This is a genomic window from Comamonas sp. C11, from assembly GCF_024496285.1.
Lineage (GTDB): Bacteria > Pseudomonadota > Gammaproteobacteria > Burkholderiales > Burkholderiaceae_C > Comamonas > Comamonas testosteroni_F.
Genome location: NZ_CP101743.1, coordinates 5,462,654 through 5,478,952, shown reverse-complemented (window position 1 = coordinate 5,478,952; position 16,299 = coordinate 5,462,654). Strand labels below are relative to the sequence as shown.

Below are 16,299 nucleotides of genomic sequence, written 5' to 3'. Positions count from 1 at the left end.
ACAGGCGTGCAGCGCTGATTGATGACTTTTATAGTGATAGCACTCAGCGCTCTTGTTTAAAGAACTTTCGATAAAAACATTTGAGAAATCAAGACTGCTTGTGCGGTATGTGCTCTTGTATTAATAGTGCACGCTACCGCAGCAGGAGACAACACGGACCAGACAGGAGCAGCGGTCATGGACAAACTCAAGGCATTTGAGTCTTTTGTATCGGTAGCGACCAGGGGCAGCTTGACGGCTGCAGCCAAGGCCGAAGGTGTGGCGCCCGCCATCATGGGGCGCCGTCTGGACGCTCTGGAAGAGCATCTGGGCGTCAAGCTCATGGTGCGTACCACGCGCCGCATCTCGCTGACGCATGAAGGCAGCGCCTTCCTGGAAGATTGCCAGCGCCTGCTCTCCGATGTGTGCAATGCCGAGGCCAGCGTGTCGGCCGGCGGAGTCAAGGCCACGGGCCATCTGCGCATCACGGCGCCGGCCGGTTTCGGGCGCCGCCATGTGGCGCCGCTGGTGCCGCGTTTCCGCGACCTGCATCCCGATGTCACCATTTCGCTGAACCTCAGCGACCGCGTGGTCGATCTGGCGGGAGAGGGCTTCGATTGCGCGGTGCGCGTGGGTGATCTGCCGGACTCGGCCCTGGTCAGCGTGCGCATTGCCGACAACCGCCGCCTGTGCGTGGCCACGCCCGGCTATCTGGAGCGCCGCGGTACGCCCAAGCATCCCAGCGAGCTGACCCAGCATGACTGCCTGACGCTGTCGTCCGACGCCTCGCAGACGAGGGGCTGGGCCTTCCGCATCCCGCATCCCGAAAGCGGCACCAGCGAAGTCGTGCACTTCAAGCCGGGTGGCCCGCTGGATTGCTCCGATGGTCAGGTGCTGCACGACTGGTGCCTGGGAGGCTGGGGCATTGCCTGGCGCAGCACCTGGGAGGTGGAGGCCGAGATCGCCGCTGGCCGCCTCGTGCCCGTGCTGGAAGAGTTTGCCGCACCTCCCAACGGTATCTTCGTGGTCTTCCCCCAGCGCAAGCACATGCCGCTGCGCGTGCGCATGTGGATCGACTACCTCAAGCACCACTACAACCAGCCGGACTTCTTTCGTCTCGGCGTGGATCTCTGAGCGGGCCTGAAACGGTAGACAATGGACTGGTCGCCGTGGCCTGATACAGGCCGCTGAACCCGTCCTTTTTTCTACTGTGAAGCCATGACCTTTGAAGCTGTTCTTGCCAGCGCCCATCTGCTGGCGATCCTGACCCTGGTGGTGTTTCTGACCAGCCAGGCCGCCCTGTGCCGTGTGGAATGGATGAATGCCGCAGTGGTGCAGCGTCTGGCGCGGCTGGACATGATCTACGGCATTGCCGCCGTCATCCTGCTGCTGACCGGCATCGCGCGCCTGGTCTGGGGCGTCAAGGGCATGGGTGCCTATACGGCCTCGCCGCTGTTCCACCTCAAGATGACGCTGTTCGTCATCGCCTTTGTGCTCTCGCTCAAGCCCACGCTGACCTTCCGCCGCTGGAAGAAGACGCTGGATGCGAGCGGCCGGCTGCCGGCGCCCGAAGAGATCAAGCAGACCCGCAAATGGGTGATGTGGCAGGGCCATGTGGTGCCGGTGATCGCCGTGGTTGCCATCTTCTGGGCGCGCGGCATGTAGGCCTGTGCCGGGCCGTGCGAAGGGCGAAGGCCGCTGCAAAGCGGCCTTTTTCACGTCTGCGGCATTCAGAAGCTGCCGCGCAGCGTCAGCATCACCTTACGTGGATTGCCATGGTGGCTGCTGTTGACCTGGTTGCCGATCAAGGTGTAGCAGCGCTTGTCGAACATATTGTTGAGAGTCAGCGAGGCCTGCCATTGCCTGTTGATCTGGTAGCGCACATAGCTGCTCCACACGGCACTACAGGCGCCGGGCAGCCGGTAGGTGATCCAGGGGCGCAATATGTGCCTGGGCGTGTAGGTATTGAAGTCCAGGCCCTGGTTGTTGATGTCGCGCTCGTAGATGTTGCGGTTGAAGGTGTCGCCGGCAGACAGGCTCAGGCTCCAGCAGCGGCTGAGCTCGCCGCTGAACGTGAGCTTGGCCTGCATTCCGTGTTTAAACGAGAATGACTTTCATTTGCGTGATGGCTGTGTATGGCCGGCGAGACATGCGGATGCGGCCCTGCAGCCTGTGAACCGGCCCTGGAACAAGGGTGTGGCGCCAGCGATTCGGCAGGACTTGAATCCGGCACGTAAAATCCCGCGATGCTCTCCGTCAAACAGGAATTGCTCGCAGCCCTGGCTGCTGAGCTCGAAACACTCTCGCCCGGCGCTGGCGCACGCGCTGCGTTTGAAAACCCCAAAGTGGCAGCCCATGGCGATTTCGCCTGCACGGCGGCCATGCAGCTGGCCAAGCCTCTGAAGGCCAACCCGCGCGCCCTGGGCGAGCAGCTCAAGACCGCGCTGGAGGCTACCGCAGCCTTCCAGCAGTGGGTGGATGCGATTGAAATCGCGGGCCCGGGCTTTCTCAACATCCGCCTCAAGCCTGCTGCCAAGCAGGAGGTGGTGCGCGAAGTGCTGGCGCAAGCCCAGAAGTTCGGCTACCAGGCCGATCGCGGCGAGAACATCCTCGTCGAGTTCGTCTCCGCCAACCCCACCGGCCCTCTGCATGTGGGCCATGGCCGCCAGGCTGCGATCGGCGACGCCATCAGCAACCTCTATTCCACCCAGGGCTGGAAGGTTCACCGCGAGTTCTATTACAACGACGCGGGCGTGCAGATCGACACCCTGACCAAGAGCACCCAGCTGCGCGCCAAAGGCTTCAAGCCCGGTGACGAATGCTGGCCCACCGACAGCGAAAACCCGCTGGCCAAGAATTTCTACAACGGCGACTACATTGCCGACATCGCCAAGGCTTTCCTGGCCAAGGAAACCATCAAGGCCGATGACCGCGAGTTCACCGCCAACGGCGATGTCGAGGATTACGACAACATCCGCCAGTTCGCCGTGGCCTATCTGCGCAACGAGCAGGACAAGGACCTGCAGGCCTTCAACCTGAAGTTCGACGAGTACTACCTCGAGTCCAGCCTCTATGAAAACGGTCATGTCGAAGCGACCGTGAACCGCCTGATCGCCAACGGCAAGACCTATGAGCAGGACGGCGCGCTGTGGCTCAGGTCCACCGACTACGGCGACGACAAAGACCGCGTGATGCGCAAGACCGACGGCGGCTACACCTACTTTGTGCCCGATGTGGCCTATCACATCCAGAAGTTCAAGCGCGGCTTCACCAAGGTGGTGAACATTCAGGGTACGGACCACCACGGCACCATCGCCCGCGTGCGCGCCGGCCTGCAGGCTGCCGATGTGGGCATTCCCGAGGGCTACCCCGACTACGTGCTGCACACCATGGTGCGCGTGGTGCGCAACGGCGAAGAGGTCAAGATCAGCAAGCGCGCCGGCTCCTACGTCACGCTGCGCGATCTGATCGAGTGGACCAGCAAGGACGCGGTGCGCTTCTTCCTGCTCTCGCGCAAGCCCGACACCGAGTACACCTTCGACGTGGATCTGGCCGTGGCCCAGAACAACGACAACCCCGTGTACTACGTGCAGTACGCCCATGCGCGGATCCAGTCCGTGCTGCGCGCCTGGCAGGAAGCCGGCGGTGCCGGCCTGGCGGCACTCAAGGATGTGGACCTGTCCGCACTGGAAGGCCCGCAGGCCCAGGCCCTGATGCTGCTGCTGGCCAAGTACCCCGAGATGCTGACCGCTGCTGCCGAAGGCAATGCACCGCACGACGTGACCTTCTATCTGCGCGATCTGGCCTCCAGCTATCACAGCTACTACGACGCCGAGCGCATTCTGGTGGACGACGAAAAGGTCAAGCTCGCACGTCTGGCCCTGGTCGCTGCCACGGCCCAGGTGTTGCACAATGGGCTGGCGGTGCTGGGTGTGAGCGCACCCGAGCGCATGTAATCCCAGTTTCCTGTCCATCGGTCGCCTTGCCGGCCTTGCCTGTCAGTGGCCGATGGGTCTGAGAATGGAATAACTGAAGCAGAAAGCGTTAAGCGACTGATATGAAGAACCAGCAACGCGGTGGAACCATCCTGGGGCTTATCTTTGGCATGGTCATCGGTCTGGCTGCGGCTCTGGCCGTGGCCATCTATGTGACCAAGGTGCCGGTGCCTTTCCTCAACAAGGGTGGAAACAACACTCAGCGCGATGCGGCCGAGGCCGAGCGCAACAAGAACTGGGATCCCAACGCACCGCTGCAGAGCCGCCAGCCTGCGCCTCCCCCGGTGACACCACCAGTTCCTCCGAGCGACGTGACGGTGTCGCCGCCCACGCCTGCGGTACAGCCTACTGCAACCGGCGGAGTCACCACGCCGCCGGCACCAGCGACGCCGGACAAGACGGCCAAGCCCGCATCGGGCGATCCGCTGGGTGATCTGGTCAAGGAACGCTCCGCCGCCGCCGACAAGGCAGACAAGGCGCGTGCAGACAAGGAAAAGGCGGCCACGCAGACTGCATCCTCTTCGGACTCTGCATTCAACTACTTTGTGCAGGCCGGTGCTTTCCGCGGCCAGAGCGAAGCGGAAGCGCAGCGTGCCAAGCTGGCCATGCTGGGCTGGGAGTCGCGCATCAGCGAGCGTGAGCAGAACGGCATCACCGTTTTCCGCGTGCGCGTGGGGCCGTTCAGCAAGCGTGACGACGCGGAGCAGCTCAAGGGCAAGCTTGATGGCGCGGGCGTGGACTCGACCCTGGTGCGTGCAGCGCGATAATCGGCCCTGCGAGGCGTTGTGCAGCCTCTCTCTGCGGATCCCTCAGGCTGCGGCCCGAGGCGTCCCAGACAGCGGGTGCGAGATTTAGGACTTTGCTGAACTTTTTGGGGCCGCTGGGCTCTGATACTGCAGACCTGATACAGGAGTTTTTTTAGATGAAACGTCGCGAATTCTCTCTGGCTGCCTCGGCAGCTGCTGCCGGTGCCCTGACTTTGGGTGCCTCCTCCAGCTGGGCCCAGGGCGCTGCGCCCAAAGAAGGCAAGGACTACATCAAGCTCGGCAAGCCCGCCAGCGTGAGCGCGCCGGCCGGCAAGGTCGAGGTGGTCGAGTTCTTCTGGTACAGCTGCCCGCATTGCAATGTCTTCGAGCCCCAGTTCGAAGCCTGGGCCAAGAGCCAGCCTGCCGATGTGGTGGTTCGCCGCGTGCCCGTGGCTTTCAATGCCTCTTTCGTGCCGCAGCAGAAGCTCTACTACGCTCTGGAGGGCATGAACCTGCTGCCCCAGCTGCACGCCAAGGTGTTCCGTACCATTCACGTGGATCGCAATCTGCTCAAGACCGATGACGCCATCTTTGACTGGGTCGGCAAGCAGGGCGTGGATCTGGCCAAGTTCAAGGAGGTCTACAACTCCTTCACCGTGGCCAATCAGGCGCGCAAGGCCGCCCAGCTGCAAAACGAGTATGACGTGGAAGGCGTGCCCGCCATGGGTGTGGCCGGCCGCTACTACACGGACGGCACCAGGGCCGGCAATATGGACAATGTGCTGCGCGTGGTCAATGCGCTGATCGCCTCCAGCCGCAAGGCCTGAGATCAGGCAGCAGACGCCAGTGACGTTTGATGCCCAGCAAGCCCGCCGCCGTGCGGGCTTTTTTGTGGGTGTTTTTTACGCAAGTTGCAAAAAGGGAATGACTACAATGGATGCAAGAAACGTGCCTTCCATGAAAAAAACACTCATACCTCTTGCGCTGGCCTGCGCCCTGGCAGCAGCGACCGGCATTGTCCATGCCGAAAAAGCCGACAGCGCCAAGCCCATGAATATCGAGGCGGATGCGTTGCGTCATGACGAGCTGCAGCAGACCAGTGTCTTTACCGGCAATGTGGTGATGACCAAGGGCTCCATCGTGCTGCGCGGCGCCCAACTCGATGTGCGGCAGGATGCCGAGGGCTATCAGTACGGGGTGATCAAGGCCGAGGCCGGCAAGCGAGCATTCTTCCGTCAGAAGCGCGATACCGTGGCCGGTCAGCCCGAGGAGTTCATCGAGGGCGAAGGCGAAGTCATCGAGTACGACGGCAAGGCCGATATCGTCAAGTTCATCCGCCGTGGCGAGATGCGCCGCTACCGTGGCGGTCAGCTCAGCGATCAGGTCACGGGCTCCATCATCGTCTACAACAACATCACGGACGTCTATACCGTCGATGGTCAGAAGACCAGCGGCGGCCTGCCGAGCTCCTCCGTGGGGCAGGGCGGTCGTGTGCGCGCCATCATGGCGCCCAAGGACGGCACGCCGGGAGCCCAGCCCAAGCCTGCAACACCTGGCACGCAGCTGCGCCAGAGCATGACGCTGGGCGGCGAGAAAGCCGACGAGAAGAAATGAGCGAGCCGACTTTCTCCAGCAGCCGCAGCGGCGAGTCCGACAGCCGCCTGGAAGCCAAGCATCTGGCCAAGTCCTACGGCAGCCGCAAGGTGGTCAAGGATGTGTCCCTGTCCGTGCAAAAAGGCGAGGTGGTCGGTCTGCTCGGCCCCAACGGCGCGGGCAAGACCACATCGTTCTACATGATCGTGGGCCTGGTGCGCAGCGACGGCGGCGAGATCTTCATCGACGGCCAGCCGGTGGGCGGCATGCCGATTCACCAACGCTCGCGTCTGGGCCTGTCCTATCTGCCCCAGGAAGCCTCCATCTTTCGCAAGCTCAGCGTGGAAGACAATGTGCGCGCCGTGCTGGAGCTGCAAAAGGACGAGCAGGGCAAGACGCTGACGCAGGGCGAGATCGAAAAGCGCCTCACCGGCTTGCTGCAGGAGCTGCGCGTCGAGCATCTGCGCCAGTCGCCGGCACTGGCTCTGTCCGGCGGTGAGCGCCGTCGCGTGGAAATTGCCCGAGCCCTGGCCACGCAACCGCGCTTCATCCTGCTTGACGAACCGTTTGCCGGCATCGACCCGATTGCGGTGATCGAGATCCAGCGCATCATCGGCTTCCTCAAGGAGCGCGGCATCGGCGTGCTGATTACCGACCACAATGTGCGCGAGACGCTGGGCATCTGCGACCACGCCTTCATCATCAGCGACGGCCATGTGCTGGCCGAAGGCACGCCCGAGGAGATCGTGGAGAACGCCGATGTGCGCCGCGTCTATCTGGGCGAACATTTCAGAATGTGATGACCCCCACGCTCCTTCACTTTGTGTGGTCGCTGCCCCCGGAAGGGACCCTGACCGGCTGCGCCGGGGTTTGCCCTGGGGAGACCCGGCTGCCAACCCATGGCACTGTGCGCGTTTGCAATGATTGTCTGGGAGCCGCGCCTCGATGAAGCCAGGTCTCTCGCTACGCGTTTCGCAGCATTTGTCGCTGACGCCGCAGCTGCAGCAATCCATTCAGCTGCTGCAGCTCTCCACTCTGGAGCTGGCGCAGGAAGTCGAGCAGATGCTGGTCGACAACCCTTTTCTGGAACGTGCTGGCGATGAGGCCGAATCTACGGGAGATGCTCCTGTAGATGTAGCTGCTAGCGCAAGTGAATACAACACTTCAGACAGTATTCATGCTGAAAATGATGCGAAGCAAACGCAAGCAGCTGCTGAAACAATAGCGGAGACGCCAAGTGCCGAGACCCCGGAAACGCTGAACTGGGAGGCCGACGGCATGGACGGCCAGGACGGGGAATGGGGCGGCGAATCCAGCAGCGAGTGGGATACGCCCTCGGCCAGCAGCTCCACACGCAACCGCGATGGCGATGACGAAACCGATGCCATCGATCTGGCGCGCGAGCACCAGAGCCTGACCGACTTTCTCCATCGTCAGGCGCTGAGCCTGCATCTGGGCGCGGCGGACATGGCGGCACTGCGCTTTCTCATCGAGTCGCTCAACGACGACGGCTATCTCGAGGATTCCCTGCAGGAGCTGGCGCAGAGCCTAGCCGGCGACGACCTGGAAGAGCGCGAGGAGCTGGAGCAGCACTTTGTCATTGCTCTGAAGCTGCTGCAAAGCCTGGAGCCCGTGGGCGTGGGCGCGCGTGATCTGGCCGAGTGCCTGCAGCTGCAGCTGCGCGACCTGATCCGCACCGCCGAGGACGAGGGCACGACCGAGGCGCATATGAACCGGCTGCTGCTGGCGCAGGCCATCTGTGCGCAGCCCATGGACCTGCTGGCGCGGCGCGATCTGCGCAAGCTCACCAGCCTGTGCGGCGCGCGCGAGGAGCAACTGCGCGAGGCCATGGCATTGATTGCCAGACTGGAGCCGCGTCCGGGGCGTCGCTTTGTCGATGTGGAACGCCATATCGTGGTGCCCGATGTCATCGTGCGTCCGGTGCGGGCCGGCGCCGGCCGGATGGACTTTTCCGTGCAGCTCAACCCCGAGGTCATGCCGCGTCTGCGCGTGCACGACATCTATGCCGGTGTGCTGCGCCGCCACAAGAACAGCGACGGCCATGCGGCGCTGCAGCAGCAGCTGCAGGAGGCGCGCTGGTTCATCAAGAACATCCAGCAGCGCTTCGACACCATCTTGCGTGTTTCCGAAGCCATCGTGGAGCGGCAGAAGAACTTCTTTGTGCATGGTGAGCTGGCCATGCGCCCGCTGGTGCTGCGCGATATCGCCGACACCCTGGGCCTGCACGAGTCCACCATCAGCCGCGTGACCACGGCCAAGTACATGGCCACGCCCCAGGGCACCTTCGAGCTCAAGTATTTCTTCGGCTCGGGCCTGGGCACGGAAACCGGCGGCAGTGCCTCCAGCACGGCCGTGCGTGCGCTGATCAAGCAGTTCGTCGATGCCGAAGATGCCAAGAAGCCGCTATCGGACGCCAAGCTGGCCGATATGCTCAAGGAGCAGGGCATCGAGTGCGCGCGCCGCACCGTCGCCAAATACCGCGAGCAGCTCAAGATACCGACGACCACGCTGCGCAAGGCGCTGTAGGGCACCGCAGAAACAAGAAAGCCGCTGATGCATCGCACAGCGGCTTTCTTGTTCTGCATTTAGGGCGGGAGCCTTGATAAGGCATTTCTCAAGTCAGGGGCAGCGAGCAAGAGCCGCCCTTGCGGCGATGCCGCCGTCCCCCTTGGGGGCGCCCGGCCAGGGGGAAGGCGCGTAGCGCCTCAGGGGGTTATCAAGAAACCAGCCACCAGATAAACCAGACCAGCACGCCGATCATCAGTCCGAACTTGAGGATCTTGTAGAAGGTCGGATTCCAGTTGCGGAAGGCGCGGCGGTACTTGCCCGCATAGAACGAGATCTTGAACAGCTTGCTGATCATGCCGCGCGGATCGCCTTCGTTGTTGGGCGAGCTGGCGGCGGCCACCACATTCTTGCCCAGCCAGTGATTGAGCCACTGGGCAAAGCCATTGGTCATGGGACGCTCCACGTCGCAGAACAGCACGATGCGGTTGCCCTCGCTGCGGTTCTCGGCCCAGTGCATAAAGGTCTCGTCGAAGATCACGCCTTCGCCTTCGCGCCAGCTATAGGGCTGGCCGTCGACCTCGATCATGCAGCGGTCGTCGTTGGGGGCCAGCACGGCCAGGTGATAGCGCAGCGAGCCTGCATAGGGGTCGCGGTGCAGATTGAGCTTGGCGCCGGGCGGCAGCTCGGCAAACATGGCAGCCTTGACGCTGGGAATCGACTTCACCAGGGCCGTGGTCTTGGGGCACAGCTCCATGGCCGAGGGGTGGGCGTCGCCGTACCATTTGAGGTAGAAGCGCTTCCAGCCGGTCTTGAAGAAGGAGTTGAAGCCTGCGTCGTCGTTGTTGGCGGCGGCCTTGATCTGCATGTTCTTTTGCAGATTGACGGCTTCCTCGCGGATTTCACGCCAGTTGGCCTGCAGCGGTGCCAGCTCGGGGAAGGTGCTGGTGGGCAGGTAGGGCGTGCGCGGTACCTTGCTGAACATCAGCATGAAGACGTTGAACGGCGCCGTGAACGTGGAGTGATCAAACAGCTGGCGCAGCACCTTGTGGCGCACCTTGCCGCGCAGATGCATGTACAGCCCGCAGCCAAAGAAAAGCAGCACCAGTGCCAGAACGATAATTTTTGCCATAAGAGCCAATTTTACCGGGGGCACCCCGGCGGCCACCATGGGGGCAGGTCAAACAGAACCGGGGTAGGGGAATATCAAAAGCAATAGCTGCCGGCGCTTGACGGCCAGGCGCAGCAGCCCGCCTGTTAGATGCTCAAGGCAGAGCCAGTACGGCGCAGTTGCACAGATCGGCACTCTCGAAGGCCGTTCTGTCGCCCGCTTTGAGCCCCGGCACGGGGAACAGGCGCACAGTCAGCGGCTTGTTGAGGCGAAAAGCCATGGTGCCCGTATCGCGCATGACGGCAGCGATCTGCTCGGCGCTGCTGTCGCCCGGCACGGGTACGGTATCGAGGCCGATGCCGCAGACGCTGCTATAGGTCAGCAGGGCGCGGATATCGAATTCGTCATTCAGACTGGCCTGGGCCAGGCCTTCGTCCTCGGTCACGGCCAGCATCAGGCCGCTGAATCCGATCTGCGTCACGCCGCTGACCGATTTGAAGACGCGGGTCAGCAGGGCCGAGGCTTCCACCGTGCCGCTGGCGCCGAAACAGGGCACGCCCAGCAGTTGGTAGACATCGACCATGGAGGCGCAGGACTTGGACGGCGCAGCCGAGGTGTCCATGCCCGCGATATGCCAGCCCTCGGCCAGCGTCACGCCGTCGGCACAGCGCTGGATGGCAGTGGCATGCTCGTTCAGGGTCTGGCTCAGGCGCTCGAATGCGAGCCTGAACCACGCCGCGTGATCGAGCTGCAGGCGCTGCTGCTGCAGCTGCTGCAGTTCAGCCACCATGAGGTCTGGCGTCTCCAGACCCAGCACCAGGGCGCCGTGGTGCTTGCCGCGGTGGTAGCTGGCCGGGAAATAGGGAATGCCGGGCGCGCAGTTGAAGTTGACCGTGAAGTTGAAGTTGCCTTCGCCGCGCGGCGTGGTGCGCGCGATTTGCTGAATCGCCTGCACGCTGTGGGCCAGCAAGTCGGTCTGCAGAAAGCCGTGTTCATCCAGATCGATGTTCACGCAGGCGTTGCACAGGTCGCCGTAGGCGGCAATCAGCTGCGGCAGCAGGGCCACTTCCTGCGCATTGCGCGCTTCGCCCACGGCAAAGCGGATGCGGCGTTTGCCGGTGTTGATGGTGTTGAGCGTTTCGGCAATGCGCTGCAGGCCGGCGAGGGCGCTGTCTATGCCGCAGACGTTCAGGTATTCGCCGAACGGGTTGCTCACGATGCGGATGGACTGCACCTGATAGCCCCGGGCCTCGATGGCATCGGCCACGGCATCGCATTGCTGCTTGGCCTGGGTCAGGCCGGCCTGCCAATGTGCCTCATCGGCGCTCAGGTTGACAAAGGCAGTGACGGTGCGCACGCGCACCAGAGGGTTGAAGCTGATATTCATAGCAGTATCCGCAGGCAGGAGAATGGCTGGTGGCCATTTTGCCTCTGAATATGCCGATCACAGCAGGCGTGTGCCCAGCGGCACCTCCCTGTCGGGCACGCACAGGGCCACGGCTCCCGTGGCATCGTGAAAACCGGTCACAAGACATTCGCTCATCAAAGGCCCAATCTGCTTCTTCGGAAAGTTGACCACGGCCACCACCAGGCGGCCAATCAAGTCCTCGGGCCGGTAATGCTCGGTGATCTGTGCGCTGGACTTGCGCTGGCCCAGCTCGGGGCCCAGGTCCACCAGCAGCTTGTAGGCAGGTTTGCGAGCCTCGGCAAAGACCTCGGCCTGGAGCACGCGGCCCACGCGCAGCTCCACCTTCATAAAGTCGTTCCAGCTGATTTCTTCCATGTCGTCATTGCTCCTTGGCCTGGCATCATGCCTTGGGCCCTGCGTGCATCTGTAGAGCAACGCTTGTCGTGCGCGGGCACCGGAAAAGGCCTAGCGCGTATGCTTATGCCCTGTAAAGCGCACAACAGGCTCCCGTGAGCGTCCGGCGCCTGCGCCGTTGCTGGCGCGCACTGATTTCTATGAACCAACTGCATTTGTTTCTGCCCTGCGCCGCCGGCGTCGAGGGCTTTCTGGCCGACGAGGTCCACGCCATCACCGGCGCCAGCGGGCAGGATCTGCTCGTGGGCCGGGGCGGCGTCATGCTGCGCGGCATGTGGCGCGATGCCATGCTGCTCAATCTGCACAGCCGTCTGGCTCAGCGCGTGCTGATCGAGCTGTCGCACACCATGTACCGCAGCGAGAACGATCTCTACCGTGCCGCCAGCGAGGTGGCCTGGGAGATCTGGTTCACGCCCAAGGAAACCTTCAAGATCGAAGTCACGGCCCAGCATAGCCCGCTGACCAGCCTGAACTTTGCGGCGCTCAAGGTCAAGGACGCGATTGCCGACCGTTTTCGCGCCAAGCGCAACGGCGTGCGCCCCAGCGTCGAGACCCATCACCCCGATGTGCGCGTGCACCTGCACCTGACGACCGACGGTGCCACCATCTATATCGACACCTCGGGCGAGGCACTGTTCAAGCGCGGCTGGCGCGAAGACAAGGGCGATGCCCCGCTCAAGGAAACCCTGGCCGCAGCCATGATTGCAGCCTCGGGCTGGAACCCGCATGGAGACAATCCCCAGCCGCTGTACGACCCCTGCTGCGGCAGCGGTACCCTGGTGATCGAGGCCGCGCAGATCGCGCGCAGGATTCCGGCCGGCATTCTGCGTCGCTTTGCGTTCGAGAAGCTCGTGCCTTTTCAGCGCCATGTATGGGAAGCCATGCTGGATGAGGCGGAGAGCCAGATCCTGCCCGAATCGCCGGTGGGCATTTACGGCTCTGACATCGCCTTCCGCATGGTGGACTTTGCCCAGCGCAATGCCGAGCGTGCAGGGGTGTCCGATACCGTCAGCCTGCGCGGCGGTGATGCCTTGCAGCGCATGCCGCCCTGCGAGCAGCCGGGCATGATGCTGCTGAACCCGCCCTACGGCGAGCGTATCGCGGCAGCTGGCAGCGCAGGCCGCAATGCGGCGGAGCGCATGGGCCAGGTCGAACGCGCAGGCCGTGAAACCGCGCAGACCGAGGACGGCGGCGAATTCTTCAACCAGCTGGCCAGCCACTGGAAGAAGAACTACAGCGGCTGGAGCGCCTGGATGCTGACGCCCGATCTCAAGCTGCCCAGCAAGATGCGCCTCAAGGAGTCGCGCCGCACGCCCATGTGGAACGGCCCTATCGAGTGCCGTCTGTTCCGCTTCGACATGATCAAGGGCGCGGTCAAGCCACGCAAGCCTGCGGACGATGCCGCTCAGAACGGATCGCCGGAAGGCCGGCCTCAATGAAGATCGCTCCCCTGCGCTGGCCGGCCTGCAACGCCGGCTACGACGGCCCGTTGCCGCGTCCCATGATTCTGGACACCAATGTGGTGCTGGACATGCTGATCTTTGACGATCCGGATATCCCCGCCATCCGTGAACTGGTCGCCCGTGGCGAAGTGCGCTGGATTGCCGATGAAGCCCAGCGCATCGAGCTGGGCCGCGTGCTGCACTACAGCCAGATTGCACCGCGCGTCAGCTACTACGGCAAGACGCCCGAAGGCGTGATGGCCGCTTTTGATGCAGCCGTCGAATATGTGTCCGCTGCACCCAAGATCCGCTTTACCTGCACCGACCCCGACGATCAGCATTTCCTCGATCTGGCCAGCCAGCACAAGGCCTTGCTGGTCAGCAAGGACAGGGCCGTGCTCAAGCAGCGCAAGCGCGTGGCAACGCACTATGGCGCGACAGTTGGCAATGTGGTGGTGATGGAAGAGGAGCGGCTGGCCGCCTAGTGTGGCGCAGCAAGGCGTGCACCCCGGTATCGACTGGCAGCGCTACTTGGAGCTGCTGTGTCAAACAGGCTCTTGCACCTGTTTTTGCCTGAGTATTGCCTCCGTTGCCTGCTCGTTGGCTCAGTCGAAAAACCGCATGCCCGCATAAGGCCGCAAGCGGCATTGCGCCAGGCGGCTTTCCAGCGAACCGACATGGGCTTCGAGCTGGTGCTCATCCGGGTCCAGAAAGTAGAAGGAATCGCCTTCGCTGCGGTTGCTCTTCCACTCCCGGACGCCGCACGACCTGGCATGCTCCACAAGGTGCGCAAAGTCCTGCTGGGCAATGGTGAATGCATAGTGGGTGTAGCCAGAGGCGCGGGCCTGGCTTCGTTGTTCGTCTGATGACAGGCACAGCCATAGATCGCCGAGTTGCAGATAGGCGCCCATATCCCACTGCGCGCGTGGACGAAAGCCCAGCACGCGCACGTAGAAGTCCATGCTGCGCTGGAGGTCCGTGACGGCCAGAGTGAGGTGGTTCAATCCTGAAAGCATGATGGCAATGGGCGGGCATGGCACAAGCCGTCCAGTGTGCCATTGCCGTGCATCAGCTCTGTCCCTGCATGGCGCAGTCCTAGCGGGTCAGAAGGTGCTGCGCACCGCCTGTGTTGTGCGCGGGGCATCCATAAGCGCCATGGCGCCGCTTCTGCCGGCATCGGGCCCGCGAAGTCCGTCGCAGTCCGCCAAACCTTGCACTGCCACATGGAATCCGCAGGCACCGCCGGCCGGAGCCAACGATACACCGGCCCATGGTTGTGGCGGCCGAACCACCCATGGCTGGCCCGGATTTGCCCATGCGGATTAGGATTCATGCCGCAGGGACGACCTTGCCAGGCGATGCGATGCATGGCCTGTATTCCTGCCGGGACGGCCTGGTCATTCGATCTTCAATGAGGTTTTCTATGGCTTGGGTTTATCTGCTGGTGGCCGGCGCTCTGGAGGTGGTCTGGGCCTTCACCATGAAGCAGTCCCATGGTTTCACCAACCTCAAATACAGCGCCATCACCATCGTGGCCATGATCGCCAGCTTCGGTCTGCTGTCGGTGGCCATGCGCTCGCTGCCCCTGGGCACGGCGTATACGATATGGACCGGTATCGGTGCCGTGGGTGCATTCCTGGTGGGCGTCACGGTGCTGGGCGAGCAGCTCAGCGCCATGCGCGTGGGAGCGGCTGTCCTGATCGTCAGCGGTCTGGTGCTGATGAAGTTGTCGGCGGAATGAATGCCCGGGCTTCGTCCCGGCCAGCGCTGCAGTTCCGTGCGGAGGTCGTACCCGATCTCCTGGCGTGAAAAGTCGGCAGTATGGCGGCGGTGGACGAACGCGTGGGGTGAAGCGCATGGCGCGACAATAACGGTATGACATCCTCCACGACGCCCCTGCATCCCGGCGCAGCTTCGGCCCGCAAGGCCCAGCCCAAACTGACCACGCTGGACAAGACCCGCATTGACGACACACGCATCAAGATCGTGCGCCCGCTGCTGACTCCGGCACTGCTGGAAGAGTGGCTGCCCGTGACCGAAGAGGCGCAGCAGCTGGTCGAATCCAGCCGTGCCGCCATCTCGCGTGTGCTGCATGGCCAGGATGACCGGCTGGTGGTGGTGGTCGGACCCTGCTCCATTCACGATCACGATCAGGCCATGGATTACGCGCGCCAGCTCAAGGTCCAGGCCGATGCGCTCAAGGACGATCTGCTGATCGTGATGCGGGTCTACTTCGAGAAGCCGCGCACCACCGTGGGCTGGAAGGGCTATATCAATGACCCGTACCGCGATGGCAGCTTTGCCGTCAACGAAGGGCTGGAGCTGGCGCGCCGCCTGCTGCTCGATGTGCTGGCGCTGGGCCTGCCGGCCGGCACGGAATTCCTGGATCTGCTGTCGCCGCAGTTCATCAGCGATCTGGTCAGCTGGGGCGCGATTGGTGCGCGCACCACGGAGAGCCAGAGCCATCGCCAGCTGGCCAGCGGTCTGAGCTGCCCTGTGGGCTTCAAGAACGGCACCGATGGCGGCGTGAAGGTGGCCAGCGATGCCATTTTGGCCGCCCAGTCCTCACATGCGTTCATGGGCATGACCAAGATGGGCCAGAGTGCGATCTTCGAGACACGCGGCAATCAGGACTGCCACATCATCCTGCGCGGCGGCAAGGCTCCCAACTACGACGCGGCCCATGTCCAGGCCGCGTGCGAAGTGCTGGAAAAAGCCGGCCTGCATCCGCAGGTGATGATCGATTTCTCGCATGCCAACAGCAGCAAGCAGCATCGCCGCCAGATCGATGTATCGGCGGATGTGGCCCAGCAGATTGCCGGGGGCGACACGCGCATCACCGGCGTGATGATCGAAAGCCATATTCATGAAGGCCGTCAGGACATCGTCGAAGGGCAGGAGCTGCAATACGGCGTTTCGCTCACCGATGCCTGCATCAGCATGGAGCAGACGGCTCCGGTGCTGGAGCAACTGGCAGCCGCCGTGCGCGCGCGTCGCCTCAAGGTGGCCTGACGCCGGACAAACGAGGCTGGATGGACAAGAGGCGCCGAGGCGCCTCTTGTTCTTTTCAACGAGTAGTCCTTTT

The 16,299-nt window shown here is 63.1% G+C and carries 17 protein-coding genes; 12 read left to right on the top strand and 5 right to left on the bottom strand.

What is annotated here, in order from left to right; translation table 11 throughout:
• Window positions 1–177 precede the first annotated feature (177 nt).
• Window positions 178–1,113, top strand: a complete 936-nt coding sequence (locus tag NOX35_RS25305; RefSeq protein ID WP_003060536.1) for a LysR family transcriptional regulator — start codon at window positions 178–180, stop codon at window positions 1,111–1,113.
• 84 nt (window positions 1,114–1,197) lie between these two features.
• Window positions 1,198–1,644 (top strand): DUF2214 family protein, encoded by a 447-nt coding sequence (locus NOX35_RS25300; RefSeq protein ID WP_182284932.1) that lies wholly within the window; start codon window positions 1,198–1,200, stop codon window positions 1,642–1,644.
• Between the two features lie 65 nt (window positions 1,645–1,709).
• Here NOX35_RS25300 and NOX35_RS25295 read toward each other — a convergent pair whose 3' ends face one another.
• The gene (locus NOX35_RS25295; RefSeq protein WP_256495139.1) at window positions 1,710–2,069 is read right to left on the bottom strand and encodes a TonB-dependent receptor; all 360 of its coding nucleotides are present in this window, start codon (window positions 2,067–2,069) and stop codon (window positions 1,710–1,712) included.
• A gap of 156 nt (window positions 2,070–2,225) precedes the next feature.
• Here NOX35_RS25295 and argS point away from each other — a divergent pair, with 156 nt between their 5' ends.
• The 6 genes from argS to NOX35_RS25265 all read left to right on the top strand — a co-directional run bounded on the left by argS (window position 2,226) and on the right by NOX35_RS25265 (window position 8,860).
• Window positions 2,226–3,935 (top strand): arginine--tRNA ligase, encoded by a 1,710-nt coding sequence (argS, locus tag NOX35_RS25290; RefSeq protein ID WP_003068188.1) that lies wholly within the window; start codon window positions 2,226–2,228, stop codon window positions 3,933–3,935.
• A 101-nt stretch (window positions 3,936–4,036) separates the two neighbouring features.
• A complete protein-coding gene (locus NOX35_RS25285; protein ID WP_182284931.1) occupies window positions 4,037–4,741 on the top strand; it encodes an SPOR domain-containing protein in 705 nt (234 codons plus the stop codon).
• A 155-nt stretch (window positions 4,742–4,896) separates the two neighbouring features.
• Entirely contained in the window at window positions 4,897–5,547 is a 651-nt protein-coding gene (locus NOX35_RS25280) for a thiol:disulfide interchange protein DsbA/DsbL (RefSeq protein WP_182284930.1), read from the top strand.
• 130 nt (window positions 5,548–5,677) lie between these two features.
• Window positions 5,678–6,334 carry a lipopolysaccharide transport periplasmic protein LptA gene (lptA, locus tag NOX35_RS25275; protein ID WP_256495137.1) on the top strand — a complete coding sequence of 219 codons (657 nt, stop codon included), beginning with the start codon at window positions 5,678–5,680 and terminating at the stop codon, window positions 6,332–6,334.
• Window positions 6,331–7,113 carry an LPS export ABC transporter ATP-binding protein gene (gene lptB, locus NOX35_RS25270; protein ID WP_003068196.1) on the top strand — a complete coding sequence of 261 codons (783 nt, stop codon included), beginning with the start codon at window positions 6,331–6,333 and terminating at the stop codon, window positions 7,111–7,113. Before lptA ends, lptB begins: the two co-directional genes overlap by 4 nt.
• A 145-nt stretch (window positions 7,114–7,258) precedes the next feature.
• The gene (locus NOX35_RS25265; RefSeq protein ID WP_182284928.1) at window positions 7,259–8,860 is read left to right on the top strand and encodes an RNA polymerase factor sigma-54; all 1,602 of its coding nucleotides are present in this window, start codon (window positions 7,259–7,261) and stop codon (window positions 8,858–8,860) included.
• A 190-nt stretch (window positions 8,861–9,050) separates the two neighbouring features.
• On the opposite strand, the gene NOX35_RS25260 is transcribed toward NOX35_RS25265, so the two are convergent.
• The 3 genes from NOX35_RS25260 to NOX35_RS25250 form a co-directional block, all read right to left on the bottom strand.
• Entirely contained in the window at window positions 9,051–9,971 is a 921-nt protein-coding gene (locus NOX35_RS25260; protein WP_182284927.1) for an aspartyl/asparaginyl beta-hydroxylase domain-containing protein, read from the bottom strand.
• Window positions 9,972–10,104: 133 nt separating this feature from the next.
• Window positions 10,105–11,337, bottom strand: a complete 1,233-nt coding sequence (locus NOX35_RS25255; RefSeq protein WP_182284926.1) for a DUF711 family protein — start codon at window positions 11,335–11,337, stop codon at window positions 10,105–10,107.
• A 57-nt stretch (window positions 11,338–11,394) separates the two neighbouring features.
• Window positions 11,395–11,733, bottom strand: coding sequence for a tRNA-binding protein (locus NOX35_RS25250; protein WP_182284925.1), 339 nt, complete (start codon window positions 11,731–11,733; stop codon window positions 11,395–11,397).
• Between the two features lie 179 nt (window positions 11,734–11,912).
• Here NOX35_RS25250 and NOX35_RS25245 point away from each other — a divergent pair, with 179 nt between their 5' ends.
• Together NOX35_RS25245 and NOX35_RS25240 are read left to right on the top strand one after the other, a co-directional pair.
• The gene (locus NOX35_RS25245) at window positions 11,913–13,211 is read left to right on the top strand and encodes a class I SAM-dependent RNA methyltransferase (RefSeq protein ID WP_182284924.1); all 1,299 of its coding nucleotides are present in this window, start codon (window positions 11,913–11,915) and stop codon (window positions 13,209–13,211) included.
• Window positions 13,208–13,699: a putative toxin-antitoxin system toxin component, PIN family gene (locus tag NOX35_RS25240; protein WP_003068209.1), complete on the top strand. Its 492-nt coding sequence runs from the start codon at window positions 13,208–13,210 to the stop codon at window positions 13,697–13,699. Before NOX35_RS25245 ends, NOX35_RS25240 begins: the two co-directional genes overlap by 4 nt.
• A 120-nt stretch (window positions 13,700–13,819) precedes the next feature.
• Here NOX35_RS25240 and NOX35_RS25235 read toward each other — a convergent pair whose 3' ends face one another.
• Entirely contained in the window at window positions 13,820–14,230 is a 411-nt protein-coding gene (locus tag NOX35_RS25235; protein ID WP_256495132.1) for a VOC family protein, read from the bottom strand.
• 407 nt (window positions 14,231–14,637) lie between these two features.
• Between NOX35_RS25235 and NOX35_RS25230 the strand changes: the two genes are divergently transcribed.
• A complete protein-coding gene (locus tag NOX35_RS25230) occupies window positions 14,638–14,955 on the top strand; it encodes a multidrug efflux SMR transporter (RefSeq protein ID WP_182284923.1) in 318 nt (105 codons plus the stop codon).
• 134 nt (window positions 14,956–15,089) lie between these two features.
• The gene (locus NOX35_RS25225) at window positions 15,090–16,226 is read left to right on the top strand and encodes a 3-deoxy-7-phosphoheptulonate synthase (RefSeq protein ID WP_232538070.1); all 1,137 of its coding nucleotides are present in this window, start codon (window positions 15,090–15,092) and stop codon (window positions 16,224–16,226) included.
• Window positions 16,227–16,299 lie beyond the last annotated feature (73 nt).

Bases quoted from the DNA above. Each gene is read 5' to 3' on its own strand.
- NOX35_RS25305 (WP_003060536.1), top strand. From the start codon at position 178: ATGGACAAACTCAAGGCATTTGAGTCTTTTGTATCGGTAGCGACCAGG.
- NOX35_RS25300 (WP_182284932.1), top strand. From the start codon at position 1,198: ATGACCTTTGAAGCTGTTCTTGCCAGCGCCCATCTGCTGGCGATCCTG.
- NOX35_RS25295 (WP_256495139.1), bottom strand. From the start codon at position 2,069: ATGCAGGCCAAGCTCACGTTCAGCGGCGAGCTCAGCCGCTGCTGGAGC.
- argS (WP_003068188.1), top strand. From the start codon at position 2,226: ATGCTCTCCGTCAAACAGGAATTGCTCGCAGCCCTGGCTGCTGAGCTC.
- NOX35_RS25285 (WP_182284931.1), top strand. From the start codon at position 4,037: ATGAAGAACCAGCAACGCGGTGGAACCATCCTGGGGCTTATCTTTGGC.
- NOX35_RS25280 (WP_182284930.1), top strand. From the start codon at position 4,897: ATGAAACGTCGCGAATTCTCTCTGGCTGCCTCGGCAGCTGCTGCCGGT.
- lptA (WP_256495137.1), top strand. From the start codon at position 5,678: ATGAAAAAAACACTCATACCTCTTGCGCTGGCCTGCGCCCTGGCAGCA.
- lptB (WP_003068196.1), top strand. From the start codon at position 6,331: ATGAGCGAGCCGACTTTCTCCAGCAGCCGCAGCGGCGAGTCCGACAGC.
- NOX35_RS25265 (WP_182284928.1), top strand. From the start codon at position 7,259: ATGAAGCCAGGTCTCTCGCTACGCGTTTCGCAGCATTTGTCGCTGACG.
- NOX35_RS25260 (WP_182284927.1), bottom strand. From the start codon at position 9,971: ATGGCAAAAATTATCGTTCTGGCACTGGTGCTGCTTTTCTTTGGCTGC.
- NOX35_RS25255 (WP_182284926.1), bottom strand. From the start codon at position 11,337: ATGAATATCAGCTTCAACCCTCTGGTGCGCGTGCGCACCGTCACTGCC.
- NOX35_RS25250 (WP_182284925.1), bottom strand. From the start codon at position 11,733: ATGGAAGAAATCAGCTGGAACGACTTTATGAAGGTGGAGCTGCGCGTG.
- NOX35_RS25245 (WP_182284924.1), top strand. From the start codon at position 11,913: ATGAACCAACTGCATTTGTTTCTGCCCTGCGCCGCCGGCGTCGAGGGC.
- NOX35_RS25240 (WP_003068209.1), top strand. From the start codon at position 13,208: ATGAAGATCGCTCCCCTGCGCTGGCCGGCCTGCAACGCCGGCTACGAC.
- NOX35_RS25235 (WP_256495132.1), bottom strand. From the start codon at position 14,230: ATGCTTTCAGGATTGAACCACCTCACTCTGGCCGTCACGGACCTCCAG.
- NOX35_RS25230 (WP_182284923.1), top strand. From the start codon at position 14,638: ATGGCTTGGGTTTATCTGCTGGTGGCCGGCGCTCTGGAGGTGGTCTGG.
- NOX35_RS25225 (WP_232538070.1), top strand. From the start codon at position 15,090: ATGACATCCTCCACGACGCCCCTGCATCCCGGCGCAGCTTCGGCCCGC.